The following is a 17,951-nucleotide window of genomic DNA, read 5'->3' as shown; positions in this document are numbered from 1 at the left end:
AATGACGATCACCACTGAGCAGTTGAGCGCCACCACGCTGCTGCGTTTCGCGACGGCCGGTTCTGTCGACGACGGCAAGTCCACCCTTGTGGGGCGGCTCCTGCACGACTCCAAGTCGGTCCTCACCGACCAGCTGGAGGCCGTCGAGGCGGCGTCCCTCAAGCGCGGTCAGGAGGCGCCCGACCTGGCGCTGCTGACGGACGGGCTGCGTGCCGAGCGCGAGCAGGGCATCACCATCGACGTCGCGTACCGCTACTTCGCCACCGCGCGGCGCCGGTTCATCCTGGCCGACACCCCCGGGCATGTGCAGTACACCCGGAACATGGTGACGGGCGCGTCCACCGCCGAGCTGGCCGTCGTCCTCGTCGACGCCCGCAACGGTGTGGTCGAGCAGACCCGCCGCCACGCGGCGGTCGCGGCGCTGCTGCGTGTCCCGCACGTGGTGCTGGCCGTCAACAAGATGGACCTCGTCGAGTACGCCGAGCCGGTCTTCGCAGCCATCGCCGAGGAGTTCACGGCGTACGCCGCCTCGCTCGGCGTGCCGGAGATCACCGCCATTCCGATCTCGGCGCTGGCCGGGGACAACGTGGTGGAGCCCTCCGCGAACATGGACTGGTACGGCGGCCCGACCGTGCTGGAGCACCTGGAGACCGTGCCGGTCAGCCACGACCTGGCGGGCTGCCCCGCGCGTTTCCCGGTCCAGTACGTGATCCGCCCGCAGACCGCCGAGCACCCCGACTACCGGGGTTACGCCGGCCAGATCGCGTCCGGCGCGCTGCGGGTGGGCGAGGACGTGACCGTGCTCCCCTCGGGGCGTAAGTCCACGATCACCGGGATCGACGCACTCGGTGAGAGCGTCGACATCGCATGGGCACCGCAGTCGGTGACCGTCACGCTCGCCGACGACCTGGACATCTCGCGCGGCGACCTGATCGCGCCGAGCGGTTCCGCGCCGCGCACCACCCAGGACGTCGAGGCGACGGTCTGCCACGTGGCCGACCAGCCACTCTCGGTGGGCCAGCGGGTGCTGCTCAAGCACACCACGCGCACGGTCAAGGCGATCGTCAAGGAGATCCCGTCCCGGCTGACGCTGGACGACCTGTCTCAGCATCCGGACCCGGGGCAGCTGGTGGCCAACGACATCGGCCGGGTGAAGGTCCGTACCGCCGAGCCGCTAGCGCTCGACGCGTACCGCGACTCGCGCCGCACCGGATCGTTCCTGCTGATCGACCCGGCCGACGGTACGACGCTCGCGGCCGGCATGGCGGGCAACTCGTTCGCCGCCGAGACCGTGAAGGTCGTGGCGGACGACGAGGGCTGGGACTTCTGATCGTGACCATCGACACCATCGACATCTATGCGACGTTCGCGAAAGAGGGCGGCCGCATCGGCAGCGGCACCCTCGGCAGCGGGCAGGGCGGGGTCGGGCGATGTGTGCGCCGATGAGCCACCTCCGAATGCGCCACCAGCCGTACCGACGAAGACCTGCCGACTTTCCGGTCACACCCCTCCCTACGCGAGAGGTGTGAGACCGGGCCACCGAGAGGAGCCCCTCCCGTGTCTGTCCCCCGCACCACCTTGCGCCGCGGCCTCGCCGTCGCCGCCGCCCTGCCGCTGCTGATCGGCGCGCTCGGCGCCTGCGGTTACGGTTCCCAGGCCAAGAAGGACGACAAGGCCGTCCCCGTCGCCAAGGGCAAGGAAATCGACGGTGTCGACAAGGTGCGGATCGGGTACTTCGCGAACGTCACGCACACCACCGCTCTGGTCGGCCTCCAGAAGGGTCTGATCCAGAAGGAGCTCCGCGGCACGCAGGTCACGCCGCAGGTCTTCAACGCGGGCCCCTCGGAGATCGAGGCCCTCAACGCCGGCGCCATCGACATCGGCTGGATCGGCCCCTCCCCCGCCGTCAACGGCTTCACCAAGTCCGCGGGCCAGAACCTGCGGATCGTCTCGGGTTCGGCCTCCGGCGGCGTCTCGCTCGTCGTCGATCCGAAGAAGATCAAGTCCCTGGACGACCTCAGGGGCAAGCGCATCGCGACGCCGCAGCTCGGCAACACGCAGGACGTGGCGCTGCTCAACTACCTGTCGGGCAAGGGCCTGAAGGTCGACGCCTCCACCGGCAAGGGCGACGTAACGGTCCTGCGCCAGGACAACAAGGTGATCCCGTCCTCCTTCGCGTCCGGTGCGCTGGACGGCGCCTGGGTGCCCGAGCCCACCGCGTCCAAGCTGGTCGCGGACGGCGGGAAGGTACTGCTCGACGAGAAGAAGCTGTGGAAGGACGGGAAGTTCGTCATCACGAACGTGATCGTCTCCCAGAAGTTCCTCAAGGAGCACCCGGACGTCGTCGAGGCGGTACTGCGCGGCTCCGTGAAGACCAACGCCTGGATCAAGGCCAACCCGGACGAAGCGAAGGCCGCTGTCAACGCGCGGCTGAAGGCGGACGCCGGCAAGGAACTGCCCGCCAAGGTGCTCGACCCGGCCTTCGAGAACGTCGAGACGACCGACGACCCGCTCGCGACGACGCTGCGGGACCAGGCCGGTCACGCGGTCGAGGCCGGTCTTCTCGAAGACCCGCTGCTCGACGGCATCTACGACCTGAGGCTCCTCAACAAGGTGCTGAGGGCGGAGAAGCAGCCGGCCGTCGAGGACGCCGGACTCGGCACCGAGTAACCCGTCCTCGTAGCCCGTCGTCGTAACCCGTCTTCCCGCAACCGGAACGCCCTCAGGAGGTGAGGCTCATGGCCACCACACTCGTCAAGCAGGCCGTCACGCCCGTCGACACGGCGCCGTACGCCGCACGGATCGACCATGTGTCGAAGTCGTTCGGCCGGCCCGGCGCGCAGCAGCTCGTACTGGACGACATCAGCATCGATGTCGCGCCCGGCGAGTTCGTGACCCTGCTGGGGGCTTCCGGCTGCGGCAAGTCGACGCTGCTCAACCTGGTCGCCGGGCTCGACCGGCCGTCGGCGGGCAGTATCGACGTACCCGGCGGGCGACCCGCCCTGATGTTCCAGGAGCACGCGCTCTTCCCCTGGCTGACGGCCGGGAAGAACATCGAACTCGCGCTCAAGATGCGGGGCATGGCGAAGTCGGAGCGGCGCGGCGAGGCCGAGCGGCTCCTGCAGCTGGTGCGTCTCGGCGGGGCGTACGGGAAGCGGGTGCACGAGCTGTCGGGCGGTATGCGTCAGCGCGTCGCGCTGGCCAGGGCACTGGCCCAGGACAGCCGGCTCCTGCTGATGGACGAGCCGTTCGCGGCGCTGGACGCCATCACCCGGGACGTACTCCACGAGGAGCTCACCCGCATCTGGTCGGAGACCAGCGTCTCCGTCCTCTTCGTCACCCACAACGTCCGCGAGGCCGTCCGCCTCGCCGAGCGCGTGGTGCTGCTGTCGTCCCGTCCGGGACGCATCGCGCGCGAGTGGCGGGTCGGCATCCCGCAGCCGCGCCGGATCGAGGATTCCGCGGTCGCCGACCTGTCCGTAGAGATCACTGAACAGCTGCGGGGGGAGATCCGTCGACATGGCCAGCACTGAGACAAGCCCGAAGAACGACCTCGCCGGTCTGGAGGCCGGCCTGGACGCACTGGAGACCCACACCACCGAACGGGTGGGCCTCGGGCGGATCCTGCTGTCCAAGGTGGTGCCGCCGCTCGTCGCCGTCGTCCTGGTGATCACGCTGTGGCAGTTCGCCGCGGCGTCGGACATCAAGCCGGACTACGTGCTGCCCAGCCCGGTCGACGTATGGCACTCGATCGAGCAGATGTGGCTCGAAGGCACCCTGCTCGGCTACATCTGGACGAGCATTTCGCGCGGCGCCCTCGGCTTCGCGGTGTCGGTCGCCATCGGTACACCGCTGGGTCTGCTCGTGGCCCGGGTGAAGGTGGTGCGGGCGGCGATCGGGCCGATCCTGTCGGGGCTTCAGTCGCTGCCGTCGGTGGCGTGGGTGCCCGCCGCGATCATCTGGTTCGGGCTGACCGACGCGACGATCTACGCGGTGGTGCTGCTCGGCGCCGTACCGTCGATCGCGAACGGTCTCGTCGCCGGTGTCGACCAGATCCCGCCGCTGTATTTGCGGGCCGGCCGCACCATCGGGGCCACCGGTATCAACGGCATCCGGCATGTGCTGCTGCCCGCCGCGCTGCCCGGGTACCTGGCCGGGCTGAAGCAGGGGTGGGCGTTCTCGTGGCGCTCGCTGATGGCCGCGGAGCTGATCGCCAGCTCGCCCGATCTCGGCACCGGCCTGGGCCAGTTGATGGAGAACTTCCGCACCTTCAACGACATGTCGGGTGTGCTGGCCACGATCATCCTGATCCTGATCGTCGGCATCGGCATCGACCTGCTGTTCTTCTCCCCGCTGGAGCGCCGCGTGCTGCGCAGCCGTGGCCTGCTCACCAAGGGCTGATCACCATGTCCCGTCGCCCCGTCCTCCTGGTCATAGCCCACGGCAGCCGCGACCCGCGGCATGCCGCGACCGTGCACGCCCTGGTGGAGCGGGTGCGGGCGGCGCGGCCCGGCCTGCGTGTGGAGACCGGCTTCCTGGACTTCAACGCACCCGCGGTGCCGCAGGTGCTGGAGCGTCTGGCGGGGGAAGGTGTGCAGGACGTGGTTGCCCTGCCGCTCCTGTTGACCCGCGCCTTCCATGCGAAGGCCGACATTCCGGCCGCGCTGCGCGAGGCGTCGGCGCGGCTGCCCCGGCTGCGGGTCCACCAGGCGGAGGTTCTCGGCCCGTCGCCGCTCCTCCTCACCGCGCTGGAGCGGCGACTGTACGAAGCCGGGCTCAGCCCCGGTGACAAGAGCTCGACCGGGGTCGTCCTGGCCTCGGCGGGCTCCACAGACCCGGAGGCGATCGCAGTGATCGCTGAAATTGCGCGGGAGCTGCGGTACACCGGTTGGTGCGCCGTGCGGCCTGCGTTCGCCTCCGCTGTATCTGCCGGGGGCTATCCCCGTACCGAGGATGCGGTACGGGACTTGCGGGCGGCGGCGGGGGTACGGCGTATCGCCGTCGCCCCGTACGTCATAGCGCCGGGCTTCCTGCCGGACCGGATCGCGCGGGGCGCGCGCGAGGGTGGCGCCGAGGTGCTGGGCGAGGTCCTGGGCGCGTCGCCGGAGCTGGCCCGGCTGCTGCTCGTGCGTTACGACGAGGCGCGGGTGCCGGTGCGGCTGGCGGCGGTCAGCGCGTAGGTGCGTGCCCTGCGGGGCTGTTCCCCTGTTCGCTCGCGCGCGAGTGGGGCCGGTTAGTCCTCGTACGGCGTTCCCTGGTGGAAGTAGAGGAGCCAGCCCCGGTCTTCGGTCAGGCGCCACAATGAACTCCGGTGCGCGAGGCGGCCGTTGGTGTTCGTGTCGAAGGTCAGCTGCACGAGGTCGGGGGCGAGCTGGACCCCTTTCATCCGCATGGTGGTGATCGCGCGGCCCGTCGGCGCCGACGCGTCGGCGACCGCCTCGATGATCGATTCGCGGTCCCAGCGTCGGCCCGAGACGCCGAACTCGCTGAACTCGGGGTGCAGGAGTTCCGCGAGGAGCTCCGCGGAGTTGCGGACGTCCGGGTCCAGCAGCCGCAGTTCGCACTCCATGGCGTCGTCGACGGCGGAGCCTGTGCCGGAGGTCCGATCAGTCACGGGTCATCTCCACGAGCTTGGCGACCGTGTTCCAGTTCCGGGACGTGGCGGTCACGCCCTTGAAGAGCGACGGTTTCGCCAGTGCTTCGGCAAGCTTGGAGCGGCCTAGGCCATTCGGGGCATACAGGTACAGGGCGCGGTCGCCCAGCCGGAATTCCTCGGGGAGATACGCCGCCGGGTCGACGGGTTCCAGCCGCTTCGGGTCGACGGCCCGGGAGAAGAAGGTGACGTGCAGCTGCTTGCCTTCCAGCTCGGCGGCCGGGAAGGGGCAGGCGTCGGCGACGGCGCTCAGGTAGGCGCCGCTGCGGACCAGGCAGTCGACGGTGAAGCCGAAGTGCTTCTCGATGGCCCGCTCCAGCTCTGCGGCGAGCGCGTCGTCGGTCTTGTCCGCGTCCGTGGTGAAGACGGCGTTGCCGCTCTGGAGGTACGTACGGACGTCCCGGTGTCCCAGTTCGGTCAGCAGCGCCCGGAGTTCCGCCATGGGCACTCTTTTGTGCCCGCTCACATTGATTCCGCGCAGCAGTGCGGCGTACGTCGTGGTCATGCGCAGAACGATAGGCGGCCGCCGCACCCCGTGGGGGAGGGCGCGGCGGCCGCCCGTTTCAGTGCTGCGGGTGAGCCTTTACTCGACGACCTTCAGCAGCTTGTTCGCCGTGCCCTCGCTCGGGTTGCTGATCTTGTCCGGGGTGGCCCCGTCGGTCAGCGCCTTGGCAACGGCATCCGGAGTGGCGTCCTTGTGGCCCGCCAGGTAGACCGCGGCGGCACCCACGACGTGCGGGGTCGCCATGGACGTACCGGAGATGGTCTTCGTGCCCTCGTCGCTGTCGTTCCACGAGGAGGTGATGTCCGAGCCCGGCGCGTAGATGTCCACGACCGCACCGAAGTTGGAGAAGTCGGACTGCTGGTCGTCCTTGGTGCTGGAGGCGACCGTGATGGCCTCCTTGACGCGGGAGGGTGAGCCCTGGCCGGCGTCGCTGGACTCGTTGCCCGCGGCGACACCGTAGGTGACACCGGCGGCGATGGACTTGCGTACGGCCTCGTCGAGGGCCTCGTCGGCGCCGCCGCCGAGGCTCATGTTGGCGACAGACGGGCCCTGGTGGTTCTTGGTGACCCAGTCGATGCCGGCGACGACGCCCTCGGTGGTGCCCGAACCCTGGTCGTCCAGGACGCGGACCGCGACGATCTTCGCCTTCTTGGCGACACCGTGCGCGGCGCCGGCGATGGTGCCGGCCACGTGCGTGCCGTGGCCGTTGCCGTCGTCGGCGGAGTCGTCGTTGTCCACGGCGTCGAAGCCGTGGGCCGCGCGGCCCTCGAAGTCCTTGTGCGTGATGCGGACACCGGTGTCGATGACGTACGCCGTGACGCCCTCGCCCGCGCTGTCCGGGTACGTGTACTTGCTGTCGCCCGCAGTGTCGGCCTGGTCGATACGGTCGATGCCCCAGGAGGGCGGGTTGTCCTGCGTGGCGTTGATCGTGAACTTCTTGTTCTGGACGACCTTGGCGACGGCCGGGTCGGCGGCGAGGCGCTTGGCCTCGGTCTCCGAAAGGCCGCTGGCCGAGAAGCCGTTGATGGCGGAGTTGTAGTTGCGCTGGAGCTTGCCGCCGTACTCCTTGGCCAGGTCCTGCTTGTCGGCCTTCTCGTCCAGCATCACGATGTAGCTGCCTGCGACGGCGCCCTTGGCGTCGGCTCCGTACACGATGCCCTGGGCGGGGGCCGGAGAGGCGCCTGCGAAGGACGAGTTGAGTACGGTCACACCCGCTGCGGCCGCTACGGCCGTTATCGCCGCGGTGAGCTTCAGTCGGCTGGAACGCTTGTGAATTGCCATGAAGAGGGGTCTCCTCGTCAAAATGTGGGGGGATTTGCCCCCGGACCGGAAAATCTCCGGGGGCTGGCTCGAAACCCTGACCGATTGACACGCTCAGATCAAGACCTACATGCGCCTGTTACTTACTCAACAAGCTTTCGTAATAACAAAACAGACAGTGCACCCCAAGTCGGACACCATTCTTAACAGTGGAACCTTCCGCCTCTCCGGAGCATCTAGGCGTACGTACGACGGAAGTCACGTCCGACGGGGGAGACAACTCATGGACAGGCGAACGCTGTTACGTGGAGCGGTGGCGGGCGCGGTGGGCGCGGCGGCTGTGCCGGCCACCGCCCAGGCTGCTGCACATGCCACCGCACAGGCCGCGCCCGCGAACTACCGGGTGGCACTCACCGACCAGAAGACCAATCGCTTCCTGGTCTTCGAGCGCAACCAGAGCTGGACCGACGCGAATCTCAAGTGGAGCTTCGATCCGGGCGGCGCGTCCGGCTGGAACGACCCGTTCGAGATACGTTTCCGCCAGACTCAGCGGTACGGAACGATCGCGCTGATGACGGCGGGCGTGCCCGGCAACGGCCGGGCCGGCATCGTCCGGGTGACAGGCAACGGCAGCCGTCTCACCCGGTCCGACCTGCTGTGGGAGACCAGCGTCTCCAGCTATCCGCATTCCGTCGAGCGGGTTCCGGGCGCGGGCGCCGTGGTGGTCGCGGGCACCCGCGACCGGCTGCATGTATACGGCGTGAGCAGCAGCAACGTCGGCACGCTGAAGCTGGTCCAGACGATCACGGACATGCCCAAGCCGCACGCCGTGCTCTGGGACGACGAGAACAAGCTGCTGTGGGTGACCGGCGGCAAGGTGATCCGTACGTACAGGGTCAGCGGTTCGATGCGCGACGTCCGGCTGCGCAAGTCGGGCGCGGACATCGCCATCTCGGGCAACGGGCACGACATCCAGCCCGACTATGCGAATCCGGGCAAGCTCACTGTCACCGACAGCCACCACGTCTATGCGGTGGACAAGCGGGCCCGCACGGCGACGTCGTTCTCCGGGGCGGACTACGTCAAGTCGTACGTCCGCCATCCTTCGGGCGAGGCGATGTGGACGCTGGACCCGACGCCGGCGGACGCCCCGTACGGTGGCCCGACCGTGCATTTCTCCGGTGGGGCCACCAAGACGCGGGCGGGTGCGCAGATCTACAAGGCGCGGATCGTGACGACCCGGTTCCAATGAGGGCGGGTGGGTGAACTTACCGCTGGCGGATGGGCAGTTCGGCCTCGATGAGGTCGGCTGCCCGCCTGGTGCCGCCCTCGGCCGCCATGCCGAGGCGGATCCCTTCGGCCCTGCGCTCCACCTCGGGGTCGTCCATGAGGCCGAGGACCCCCGCGCGCAGCGCTTCGGCGGTGGCGTCCTCGGTGTCGAGCCGGCGGGCGAGGCCGAGCGAGACGAGCATGTCGGCGTTGCCGAACTGGTCGACGGCCTGCGGGACGGCGACCATCGGAGTGCCGGTGGCGAGGCCCTCCTGACTGCCCCCGGCGCCCGCGTGGGTGATGAAGGCGTCGGCCTGCTTGAGGACGGCCAGCTGCGGCACCCAGCTGCGCACCTCGATATTGGCCGGAACATCCCCGAGCTCCGACTCGTCGACGTACTTGCCGATCTGTAGGACGACATGCCAGCCGGGCAGATCACCGAACGCCTTGACGCACTCCCGGTAGAAGCCGGGCTGCTTCGTGAAGGTGGAGCCGAGCGAGACCAGCAGCACCTTCTCCGCGCCCGCCGGCCGCTCCCAGCCGCCCTGTTCCGCACGCTCGCCCTGGCAGGCGCCGACGAAGGAGTGGACGGATTCGTCGACCCGGTCGGCGTGCGGCTGCAGCACCTTGGGGATCAGCACGATGCTGCGACGCGGACGCCCGGCGAAGCGATCCGGGTCGATGTGGGTCACCCCGTGCTCGTCGAGCCAGGCGCGGAAGCGGGCGTAGTACGCCTTGCCGCGTTCGGACGCCTTGAGTTCGGCGAACATCGGCTCGGCCACCTCCTCCTCGTACCCCTCCCACGCGACGAGGGTCGGTGAGAGCGAGACGGCCGGAACGCCCCATCGGTGGGCGAGGACCGGCGCCGGATACGCGGTGATGTCGTGGAGCACAAGGTCGGGTTCATCCCCTTCGTATGCCTCGATCAGCTGCGGCAGCACCTGGATCGCATCGTTCAGGAACGGCTCGATGTTGTCGATCAGCTCCGTGCCCCATGCCTCCGGCTCGTCCTCGGTGGGGAGTGTGGAGTGGTAGATCACGGGCTCGGCGCCGGTCACGGCGACCTTGTCGGCGTAGGAGGCGGGGATCGCGTACGTGACGCGGTGGCCGCGGGCGACGAGTTCACGGATCACTTCGATACTCGGGTTCACGTGCCCGGGGGCGGCGATGGAGAACATGGCGATGTGGGCACGCTTCGCTGAAGTCATGCCACGACACTAAGCGAGACGAGACGTCTCGTGCAACATGAATTAGCGCTGATAGCGAGCGAGCGCGCCGCAGCGGAAGCGCTCTTGTCGGTGTTGACCTGATCGTGGGTGGTGCCGGGGACCACGGCGTCGCCCTCGGTGAAGCGCACCTCGGCCTTGCCGTTGCCGTCGCGGTGGAAGAGCTGCCCGCCTGCCGAGAGCCCGAGGTTGAGGGTGGCGAACTGGCCGCCCCGGCGGCCTCCGTCATCGTGCTGACGGTTCGTCGGTTCGTCGGTTCGTCGGTTCGTCGGTTCGTCAAGCCCACCTGCACGGATGCGAGAATCGGTGCCCATGGACGAGACACGAGCACGCGAGGTTCTGGCCGCCGCCGGACTCCCCGCCGACGCGGAGCTGCTGGCCCTGGGCGAGAACGCGGTGTTCGCGGTGGACGGTGCCCTGGTCGTGAAGGTCGGGCGCCGTGACCCGGAGCTGCTGGCGCGGGCCGAGCGTGAACTGGCCGTCGCCGCCTGGCTCGCCTCGTCCGGCGTCTCCGCCGCACGGGCCGCCGAGCCGAAGCCCCGTGTGGTCGACGGCCACCCGGTGACCGTCTGGCACCGGCTGCCCGAGTCCGTACGCCCGGCAGAGCCGCAGGACCTGGCGGGACTGCTGCGCCACGTCCACGCCCTGCCCGCGCCCTCGTTCGCCCTCCCTCCGCGTGACCTCCTCGGTGGGGTCGAGCGGTGGCTGCGGCTCGCGGGCGATGCGATCGACCCGGCGGACGCGGCGTACCTGCGCGAGCGGCGGGACGGCTTCGCGGCGGCATCGGCCGGCCTGATCCCGCACCTGCCGCCGGGCCCGATCCACGGCGACGCGCTTCCCCGCAACGTCCATGTAGGCCCGGGCGGCCCGGCCCTGGTCGACCTGGAGACGTTCGCCGCCGACCTCCGCGAGCACGACCTGGTCGTCATGGCCCTGTCGCGCGACCGCTACGGCCTGGCGCCCGAGGCGTACGACGCGTTCACCACGGCGTACGGCTGGGACGTACGCGAATGGCCGGGCTGGACGGTGCTGCGCGGCGCCCGCGAGACGGCCAGCTGCGCCTGGGTGGCCCAGCATGCCCCGACCAACCCTGCGGCGCTGGCGGAGTTCCGCCGACGGGTGGCCTCGCTGCGCGACAACGACCCCGAGGTCCGCTGGTACCCCTTCTGACGTGCCTTCGGTCGACTGTGACGATCGCGCTCCGGCTGACGCCATTCACATGGTCGGCGCGAAGGACTCGCTGCCGCCGGCCCGTCAGCGACCGGCCGGCACCAGGTCGCGCAGCGGCCAGGCCGGGTCCACCGTCGCGTCCGGGTTGCCCTTCTTCCGCAGGAAGCTCTGGAAGTCCGCCGCCCAGTCCGCGTACCACTGGATCTGGCGGTCGTGCAGCTCGACCGGGGACAGTGCGGCGACCTGAGGGTGCCGCTCGGCTATCGCGCGCGCCACCCGCACCGCCGCCAGCGCGTCCGCGCCCGCCTCGTGGGCGCCGTCGAGCACCACGCCGTACTCCACACACACCGCTTCCAGCGTCCGCTTGCCCCTGCGGTACCGGTCGACGGCGCGGTCGATGGTGTACGGATCGACGACCGGCCCGATCCCGGCGCCGCCGAGGCGCTCGCTCAGCGGCGGCAGCCCGTGCCTGTTCAGCTCGGCCGTCAACAGGGTCAGGTCGAACGCCGCGTTGTAGGCAACGACCGGGACCCCCTGCGTCCAGTACACGGTGAGGGTTTCGGCGATCTCGTCGACCACTTCACGGGCCGGCCTGCCCTCCGCCCCCGCCCGCTCGCTGCTGATGCCGTGGATCGCCGATGCCTGCGCCGGAATTCGGATGCCCGGATCGGCCAGCCAGTCGCGCTGCCCGACCACCGCACCGTCCTTCACGCCGACGATCGCGGCCGTGACGATCCGGGACTCCAACGGCTCGGTGCCGGTCGTCTCCAGGTCGAATCCGACCAGCGGTTCCCCGTGCCATCCCATCCTGGGACCTCCTTCGTGCTGCCTTGTCCCGGATGCTCCCCCGGTGGAAAACAACCCTCGCACGCACCACTGACAACGCCTTCAGGAGACCGGACGGGAGTCCGCCCACACGGATTCGAATTCCTCCCGGTACGTCTCGAAAAGACCATGTTCGGTGTCCTGGCCGTGCCGGACCACCCCACGCCCCCCGCCCCGCAGCACCAGCACCGGCGCCTCCATGCCCCGCGCCTTGCGCAGATACGTCTGGACGACGGCCAGCCCGTCCGACCCGTCTCCGTCCACGAGGTACGCCGTGAAGCGCGGCGTCTCGTCGAAGACCTGGATCTCGAACGCCCCGGGATCGCGCAGCTTCGAGCGCACCCGGCGCATATGGAGGATGTTCATCTCCACCGACCGGCTCAATTCACCCTTTTTCAGGCCGAGTTCGCGCTCGCGTCGCTTGACCGCACTGCTCGCCGGATTGAGGAAGAGCAGCCGTATCCGGCACCCCGATTCGGCCAGCCGCACCAGCCTCCTGCCGGAGAAATTCTGGACGAGGAGGTTCAGGCCTATGCCGATCGCGTCGAGGCGCCGCGCGCCCCCGAAGAGGTCCTCGGCGGGAAGCTGGCGCTGCAGCCGTACCCGGTCCGGGTGGACACTGACCACGTCCGCGTATCTGTCCCCCACCAGATCCTCGACCGCGTCCACCTTCAGCCGCCCGGAGGACGGCACACCGCCCCCGCTGCCCAGGATTTCGAGAAGCCGCGCGGACGCCCGCTCCGCCTGCGCGAGCACCGCCTCGGACAGCGCCCGGTTGCGCGAGACGACGTTACGGGTGACCTCCAGCTCGTCCAGGGCCAGCTCGACGTCCCGACGGTCGTCGAAGTACGGCTCGAAGCACGGCCAGTGCTGGACCATCAGCTCGCGCAGCTGGGGCAGCGTGAGGAAGCTCAGGACGTTGTCGTCGGCCGGGTCCAGCAGATAGCCCTTGCGGCGGGAGACCTCCCGTACCGCCACGGCACGCTGCACCCACTCCTGGCCCGCGGGACCGGCCGCCGCGACCACCCAGTCGTCCTCGCCGTGCACCGGCTCGTAGATGGGCCGGAGTACGCCGGCAACGACGGCGCGCAGCCGCTGTTCCACCAGGTTCAGCCAGATGTAGGCCCGCCCGGCCCGCTGGGCGCGCGTACGCACTTCACTCCATGCGTCCGCGCCCCAGTCCAGCTCCGCTCCGATCTCCATCGGCCGCGCAAGCGAGACCGCTCCGGGCGGGACCTCTGTGGAACCTGTGGAACCCCCCTCGTGACCTGCGTCACCGGGGGGCAGTTCCAGCCCTCCCGAGCTCACCCGCGCACCGCCTTCAGCTCCTGGAGACCCTTCTTCAACGATCAAGGAAGGGTACTCCGCGAGCGGGAGGCGGTGCAGCCGGATCCACAGGCTCCTTTCCCAACTCCCCTATTCGTAACGTCCGTTCTGTCCGGCGAGATCGGCCGGAGTGAGCGGATTCATAGCAGTTACGTCCCTGGCCGCGAGCTGGAATCCCTGCCAGTGGACGGGCATGGGCTGCTGGTCCTCGTCCCTGGCTATGTGGTGGAACCCGATGTTGACCCAGGTGATCGGGTTCTTGAGGGGCTCGCCGTTCACCCACTTGTCGACGCTGTCGGGCGCGTTCCTGCCGCAGTTGCGGATGTTGTTGCTCGCGAACTGCTCGCACTTGCGGTAGTCCGTGAAGTACAGGTCGTGCTTGGTGAAGCTGCGGCCGGGGTGCTTGTTCGTCGGGCCCGGGACGATCTCGTACGAGCGCGCGTGCCCGTCCTTGTTCTTGCCCGTCGCGCTGACCATCCGCCACCACCGCATGCTCTTGGCGTCGCCCGCGAGCTCCTTGGTGATCGGGGTGCGGGTGGTCTTGGTCTTCGGCTTGCCGTTGCCGGTGGGCGGGGTGACCTTCGAGTCGTACTGCTCGACGCGGTTCTTGGAGCTGCCGTCGAGGCCGAAGTTCAGCCGCCAGAAGACGTTGTGGCTGTGGCTGGTGGCGTAGTCGCGCGCGCCCTTGCCGATGGGCCAGCCGCGGCCGTCCGTGGCGTCGTAGTCGCCGGGCGAAAGGCTGCCCGTGGCACCGACGTTGGCGGATATCGTGCCGTCGGACGAGAAGCGCCACTCGGTGATGTACTCGTACCAGGAGACCTTGTTGACGGTGTAGACGAGCAGGTCCTTGCCCTGGGCCTGCCAGACCTTGGTGCCTTCGTCGTTGGCGAGGCGGTAGGCGTGGCCGCGGGACCGCGTGGTCGTGCACAGGCCCTTGACGTTGCCCACCTCGGCGACCTTGACGGTCCTGATGGTTCCGCCGGGGCACTCGTTCGGCTTCAGGTTCTGGAGGCCGTACCCGAATCCGTAGGTGGTGAGGTCGTCGAACTCCTCCTTGCCGTTGTCGTACGGCACATGGACCTGTGCGAGCTTGCCGGACGTCAGGACGCGGATCGGCTTGGGCTCGCCCTTGGGCTGGTACGAGACCTTCTCCAGGACGAGGCCGGCGTCGCTGTCGTAGCTCCAGCACATGCCCCAGGTGGTGCCGCCGTCGAGCTTCTGCTCGATGCGGTACGCCGCGCTGCAGTCGGCCGGGGGCGGGGCAGGCGCCTTGGGCGCGGCCTTGGACGCACCCTTGGCCGCGTCCTTGGGTGCCGCGGTGGCGGCGGATCCGGTCGCTGTGGCCAGGCTGCCCAGCATCGCGGCGACGGCGAGGGTTGCCGCGGCCCGCTTGCGGGAACGCGTTGATCTGTTGACGTGCATGAAAGGTGGACTCCCTCTTACGGAAGTGCGGGAAGGGACTGGAGAGATGAGACGGGCAGGAGGGTCAGCGGATGCGGCCGACGGTCCTCGCACTCAGGTCGACGACGAGGTCACGCGTGTCGATCCACGGCCCGTTCTTGACCTTGGACGTAACGCGGACACACCGGTGGACGCCGCACTTCGCCAGCGCCGCGGGCACCTGCTCCTCGCGGTCCACCCGGTAGATGCCGCCGTTCACCCACAGCTGGTCGGCCGAGGTGAGCGGCTTGCCCATGGCGTCCTTGTAGTCCTTCTTCAGGCCGTCGCCGAGCGGGCTGGCCAGGATCAGCTCCGTGGCCTCGCGGTTCTCCTTCGGGGTCGGCGACGGCTGGACGCCCTTGAGGGTGTCGGCCCTCTCGACCTTGCCGGTGTCGAGATTGACCGTCCTCGTCACCAGTTCGTCGGTCTTGTAGTCGTAGAACGAGACCTCCGCGCGGCGCGGCGGCGTCGGGTCGTCGACCTCGGACGGCTCCAGCTCGCTCAGGTTCGTGGAGAGGTGCTGCGGACCGCGGTCCCCCTCGACGTCCCTGCCGCCCGCGAACTGCGCGCGCGTCATCGCCAGCTTCTCGACCCGCTTCAGCTCGTCGTCGGTGAGCGGGTCCCTGCCTATGCCCTTCTCGCCGTCCGCCGGGGCGCCCTCGACGACGCCCGGTGCCGGCTCCTCGCCGGTCCCGGCGCCCTGGCCGGTCCCGGCGCCCTGCTGTCCCCCCTGGGCGGTGCCGGCGGCCGCCGCGCTGCCCGCTCCGGCCGCGCCCGCCGATTCGTCGGCGCCCGCCTGGCCAGGCAGGGTCACTCCGATCATCACCGCGGTAGCGGTCACCGCGATCGCGGCCCCCGCCATCATCTTCCCCAGATGACGGCGCACTGTCTGGTGCACGTTTCCCCCTACTCCCCCCGGAGTCTCCAGTCCTCCCGCGCGTCGCGCGCGACTGTAACTGGCATACCAGGTATGCGTGGTCACCCGGTAGGACGATCCGAAGTCCTAGGAGGTTGCCCCACTTTCGGGGAAGATCTGTGCGAAGTGCCCCGCAGCAGCCGGATCAGAAGTGGAAGAGTCGATCGCATGCAGGTCTGGCCGGGAGAGGCTTACCCACTCGGTGCCACGTACGACGGCGCCGGCACCAATTTCGCTGTCTTTTCGGAGGCCGCCAACCGTATCGAGCTGTGCCTTCTGCACGACGACGGTTCGGAGACGGCGGTGGAACTGCGCGAAACCGACGCGTTCGTACGCCATGCCTACCTGCCCGGCATCATGCCGGGCCAGCGCTACGGCTACCGGGTCCACGGTCCGTACGCCCCGCAGCAGGGACGGCGGTGCAATTCCGCCAAACTGCTGCTCGATCCGTACGCCAGGGCCATCAGTGGCGAGATCGACTGGGGCGAGGCGGTGTACGGCTACCACTTCGGCAAGCCGGATTCGCGCAACGACCTGGACTCGGCTCCCCACACGATGAGTTCGGTCGTCGTCAATCCGTACTTCGACTGGGGTGACGACCGCCCGCCGCGCACCGACTACCACCGCACGATCCTCTACGAGGCCCATGTGAAGGGCCTTACCATGCTCCACCCCGACCTGCCCGAGGAGCTGCGCGGTACGTACGCCGCGCTGGCGCATCCGGCCGTCATCTCGCATCTGACGGAACTGGGCGTCACCGCTCTTGAGTTGATGCCGGTGCACCAGTTCGTCAACGACCACCGGCTGGCCGACGCGAAGCTGAGCAATTACTGGGGCTACAACACCATCGGCTTTTTCGCACCGCACAACGCCTATGCGTCGTGGGGCGACCGGGGACAGCAGGTCCTGGAGTTCAAATCGGCGGTACGGGCGCTGCACCAGGCCGGGATCGAGGTCATTCTCGACGTCGTTTACAACCACACGGCGGAGGGCAACCATCTCGGCCCCACGCTGTCCTTCCGTGGCCTGGACAACGCCTCGTACTACCGTCTCGCCTCCGATCCCCGCTACTACACCGACACCACGGGGACCGGGAACTCCCTGCTGATGCGCTCGCCGCACGTACTCCAGCTGATCATGGACTCGCTGCGGTACTGGGTGACGGACATGCACGTCGACGGCTTCCGCTTCGATCTGGCCGCGACACTGGCGCGGCAGTTCCACGAGGTGGACCGGCTTTCGTCGTTCTTCGACCTGGTGCAGCAGGACCCGGTGGTCAGCCAGGTGAAGCTGATCGCCGAGCCGTGGGACGTCGGTGAGGGCGGCTATCAGGTGGGGAACTTCCCGCCGCTGTGGACCGAGTGGAACGGCAAGTACCGGGACACGGTGCGGGACCTGTGGCGGGGTGAGCCGCGGACGATCGCGGAGTTCGCCGGGCGGCTGACGGGGTCCTCGGACCTGTACCAGGACGACGGGCGCAGGCCGCTCGCGTCCATCAATTTCGCGACCTGCCACGACGGGTTCACGCTGGCCGACCTGGTCTCGTACAACGAGAAGCACAACATGGCCAACGGGGAGAACAACCGGGACGGCGAGAGCCACAACCGGTCCTGGAACTGCGGGGCCGAGGGCGACACGGACGATCCCGCGATCCTCGAACTGCGCGCCCGGCAGATGCGGAACTTCATCGCGACGCTGATGCTGTCGCAGGGCGTGCCGATGCTCTCGCACGGCGACGAGTTCGCACGGACACAGCGCGGCAACAACAACGCGTACTGCCAGGACAACGAGATCTCGTGGGTCCACTGGCCGGAAGGGGACGAGGAGGAGAGCAGCCTCCACGCCTTCACGCGCGCGATGGTATGGCTGCGGCGGGACCATCCGGTCTTCCGGCGCAGGCGCTTCTTCCACGGGCGCCCCGTGGAGGGCACGCACGACGATCTGACGGACATCGCGTGGTTCACCCCGGACGGCACGGAGATGGCCCAGCGGGACTGGCAGGCGGCGCACGCGAAGGCGCTGACGGTGTTCCTGAACGGGCACGCGATCTCGGAGCCCGGACCGCGCGGCGAGCGGATCTCGGACGACTCGTTCCTGCTGATGTTCAATGCGAGCTCCAACACGCTGGAGTTCGCGGTTCCGGTCAATCACGGCAGGCAGTGGCAGATCGTGGTGGACACGGCCCGGGCGGACGGGGTGCCGCCCGGGACAGGCCCCAAGGTGGCGGCGGGCGAGCGGGTCACGCTGATCGGGCGGTCTCTGGTGGTGCTGCAGCGGCCGGCGTAGGCGGTTTCTGTGCCGTGGCGGGGCGGGTGGCCCAGGCGAGGACCGCGCACAGTGCGCAGGGCGTACACCGCGCCG

Annotated in this window: 16 protein-coding genes and 1 pseudogene; 8 read left to right on the top strand and 9 right to left on the bottom strand. The window is 69.2% G+C overall.

The features are described from left to right. Position 1 precedes the first annotated feature (1 nt). The 5 genes from PXH83_RS25495 to PXH83_RS25475 all read left to right on the top strand — a co-directional run bounded on the left by PXH83_RS25495 (position 2) and on the right by PXH83_RS25475 (position 5,180). The gene (locus PXH83_RS25495) at positions 2-1,330 is read left to right on the top strand and encodes a sulfate adenylyltransferase subunit 1 (RefSeq protein ID WP_274563442.1); all 1,329 of its coding nucleotides are present in this window, start codon (positions 2-4) and stop codon (positions 1,328-1,330) included. Between the two features lie 227 nt (positions 1,331-1,557). After that, positions 1,558-2,670: an aliphatic sulfonate ABC transporter substrate-binding protein gene (locus PXH83_RS25490; RefSeq protein ID WP_274563441.1), complete on the top strand. Its 1,113-nt coding sequence runs from the start codon at positions 1,558-1,560 to the stop codon at positions 2,668-2,670. Between the two features lie 68 nt (positions 2,671-2,738). After that, entirely contained in the window at positions 2,739-3,533 is a 795-nt protein-coding gene (locus tag PXH83_RS25485) for an ABC transporter ATP-binding protein (RefSeq protein ID WP_274563440.1), read from the top strand. Then, positions 3,520-4,401 (top strand): ABC transporter permease, encoded by an 882-nt coding sequence (locus PXH83_RS25480; protein ID WP_274563439.1) that lies wholly within the window; start codon positions 3,520-3,522, stop codon positions 4,399-4,401. The genes PXH83_RS25485 and PXH83_RS25480 overlap by 14 nt, the downstream gene beginning before the upstream one ends. A gap of 5 nt (positions 4,402-4,406) precedes the next feature. Beyond that, positions 4,407-5,180 carry a sirohydrochlorin chelatase gene (locus PXH83_RS25475; protein WP_274563438.1) on the top strand — a complete coding sequence of 258 codons (774 nt, stop codon included), beginning with the start codon at positions 4,407-4,409 and terminating at the stop codon, positions 5,178-5,180. A 53-nt stretch (positions 5,181-5,233) separates the two neighbouring features. On the opposite strand, the gene PXH83_RS25470 is transcribed toward PXH83_RS25475, so the two are convergent. From PXH83_RS25470 to PXH83_RS25460, 3 genes are all read right to left on the bottom strand, one after another. Next, entirely contained in the window at positions 5,234-5,569 is a 336-nt protein-coding gene (locus PXH83_RS25470) for a nuclear transport factor 2 family protein (protein WP_274565164.1), read from the bottom strand. A 37-nt stretch (positions 5,570-5,606) separates the two neighbouring features. Next, positions 5,607-6,158: a DUF1697 domain-containing protein gene (locus PXH83_RS25465; protein WP_274563437.1), complete on the bottom strand. Its 552-nt coding sequence runs from the start codon at positions 6,156-6,158 to the stop codon at positions 5,607-5,609. Between the two features lie 78 nt (positions 6,159-6,236). Beyond that, positions 6,237-7,439: a S8 family peptidase gene (locus PXH83_RS25460; protein WP_274563436.1), complete on the bottom strand. Its 1,203-nt coding sequence runs from the start codon at positions 7,437-7,439 to the stop codon at positions 6,237-6,239. Between the two features lie 262 nt (positions 7,440-7,701). On the opposite strand from PXH83_RS25460, the gene PXH83_RS25455 reads away from it, so the two are divergent. Next, complete coding sequence (locus PXH83_RS25455) at positions 7,702-8,670, top strand: DUF6528 family protein (protein WP_274563435.1); 969 nt, start codon at positions 7,702-7,704, stop codon at positions 8,668-8,670. Between the two features lie 16 nt (positions 8,671-8,686). Here PXH83_RS25455 and mgt read toward each other — a convergent pair whose 3' ends face one another. Both mgt and PXH83_RS25445 read right to left on the bottom strand, forming a co-directional pair. Beyond that, on the bottom strand, positions 8,687-9,895 hold the full coding sequence (gene mgt, locus PXH83_RS25450) for a macrolide-inactivating glycosyltransferase (RefSeq protein WP_274563434.1): 1,209 nt from the start codon (positions 9,893-9,895) through the stop codon (positions 8,687-8,689). Between the two features lie 65 nt (positions 9,896-9,960). Then, positions 9,961-10,110 (bottom strand): annotated as a pseudogene (locus tag PXH83_RS25445) (sugar ABC transporter substrate-binding protein); the annotation flags it as partial. Between the two features lie 115 nt (positions 10,111-10,225). On the opposite strand from PXH83_RS25445, the gene PXH83_RS25440 reads away from it, so the two are divergent. Next, positions 10,226-11,083, top strand: coding sequence for a phosphotransferase enzyme family protein (locus PXH83_RS25440; protein ID WP_274563433.1), 858 nt, complete (start codon positions 10,226-10,228; stop codon positions 11,081-11,083). Between the two features lie 84 nt (positions 11,084-11,167). Here the strand turns inward: PXH83_RS25440 and PXH83_RS25435 are convergent, their stop codons facing one another. The 4 genes from PXH83_RS25435 to PXH83_RS25420 form a co-directional block, all read right to left on the bottom strand. Then, positions 11,168-11,890, bottom strand: coding sequence for a 3'-5' exonuclease (locus PXH83_RS25435; protein WP_274563432.1), 723 nt, complete (start codon positions 11,888-11,890; stop codon positions 11,168-11,170). A gap of 81 nt (positions 11,891-11,971) precedes the next feature. Then, positions 11,972-13,216, bottom strand: coding sequence for an SAV2148 family HEPN domain-containing protein (locus PXH83_RS25430; protein ID WP_274563431.1), 1,245 nt, complete (start codon positions 13,214-13,216; stop codon positions 11,972-11,974). Between the two features lie 108 nt (positions 13,217-13,324). After that, a complete protein-coding gene (locus PXH83_RS25425) occupies positions 13,325-14,656 on the bottom strand; it encodes a copper amine oxidase (protein WP_274563429.1) in 1,332 nt (443 codons plus the stop codon). A 64-nt stretch (positions 14,657-14,720) separates the two neighbouring features. Beyond that, complete coding sequence (locus PXH83_RS25420) at positions 14,721-15,572, bottom strand: Tat pathway signal sequence domain protein (protein WP_274563427.1); 852 nt, start codon at positions 15,570-15,572, stop codon at positions 14,721-14,723. Between the two features lie 186 nt (positions 15,573-15,758). On the opposite strand from PXH83_RS25420, the gene glgX reads away from it, so the two are divergent. Continuing rightward, complete coding sequence (gene glgX / locus PXH83_RS25415; RefSeq protein ID WP_274563425.1) at positions 15,759-17,876, top strand: glycogen debranching protein GlgX; 2,118 nt, start codon at positions 15,759-15,761, stop codon at positions 17,874-17,876. The last annotated feature ends 75 nt before the right edge of the window (positions 17,877-17,951 follow it).

The sequence above is a fragment of the Streptomyces spiramyceticus genome (genome assembly GCF_028807635.1).
GTDB lineage: Bacteria > Actinomycetota > Actinomycetes > Streptomycetales > Streptomycetaceae > Streptomyces > Streptomyces spiramyceticus.
Note: the sequence above shows the minus strand (reverse complement) of the source record. Positions and strands in the feature narration are given on the sequence as shown.

Bases quoted from the DNA above. Each gene is read 5' to 3' on its own strand.
- PXH83_RS25460 (WP_274563436.1), bottom strand. From the start codon at position 7,439: ATGGCAATTCACAAGCGTTCCAGCCGACTGAAGCTCACCGCGGCGATA.
- mgt (WP_274563434.1), bottom strand. From the start codon at position 9,895: ATGACTTCAGCGAAGCGTGCCCACATCGCCATGTTCTCCATCGCCGCC.
- PXH83_RS25455 (WP_274563435.1), top strand. From the start codon at position 7,702: ATGGACAGGCGAACGCTGTTACGTGGAGCGGTGGCGGGCGCGGTGGGC.
- PXH83_RS25465 (WP_274563437.1), bottom strand. From the start codon at position 6,158: ATGACCACGACGTACGCCGCACTGCTGCGCGGAATCAATGTGAGCGGG.
- glgX (WP_274563425.1), top strand. From the start codon at position 15,759: ATGCAGGTCTGGCCGGGAGAGGCTTACCCACTCGGTGCCACGTACGAC.
- PXH83_RS25470 (WP_274565164.1), bottom strand. From the start codon at position 5,569: ATGGAGTGCGAACTGCGGCTGCTGGACCCGGACGTCCGCAACTCCGCG.
- PXH83_RS25425 (WP_274563429.1), bottom strand. From the start codon at position 14,656: ATGCACGTCAACAGATCAACGCGTTCCCGCAAGCGGGCCGCGGCAACC.
- PXH83_RS25440 (WP_274563433.1), top strand. From the start codon at position 10,226: ATGGACGAGACACGAGCACGCGAGGTTCTGGCCGCCGCCGGACTCCCC.
- PXH83_RS25485 (WP_274563440.1), top strand. From the start codon at position 2,739: ATGGCCACCACACTCGTCAAGCAGGCCGTCACGCCCGTCGACACGGCG.
- PXH83_RS25435 (WP_274563432.1), bottom strand. From the start codon at position 11,890: ATGGGATGGCACGGGGAACCGCTGGTCGGATTCGACCTGGAGACGACC.
- PXH83_RS25475 (WP_274563438.1), top strand. From the start codon at position 4,407: ATGTCCCGTCGCCCCGTCCTCCTGGTCATAGCCCACGGCAGCCGCGAC.
- PXH83_RS25480 (WP_274563439.1), top strand. From the start codon at position 3,520: ATGGCCAGCACTGAGACAAGCCCGAAGAACGACCTCGCCGGTCTGGAG.
- PXH83_RS25495 (WP_274563442.1), top strand. From the start codon at position 2: ATGACGATCACCACTGAGCAGTTGAGCGCCACCACGCTGCTGCGTTTC.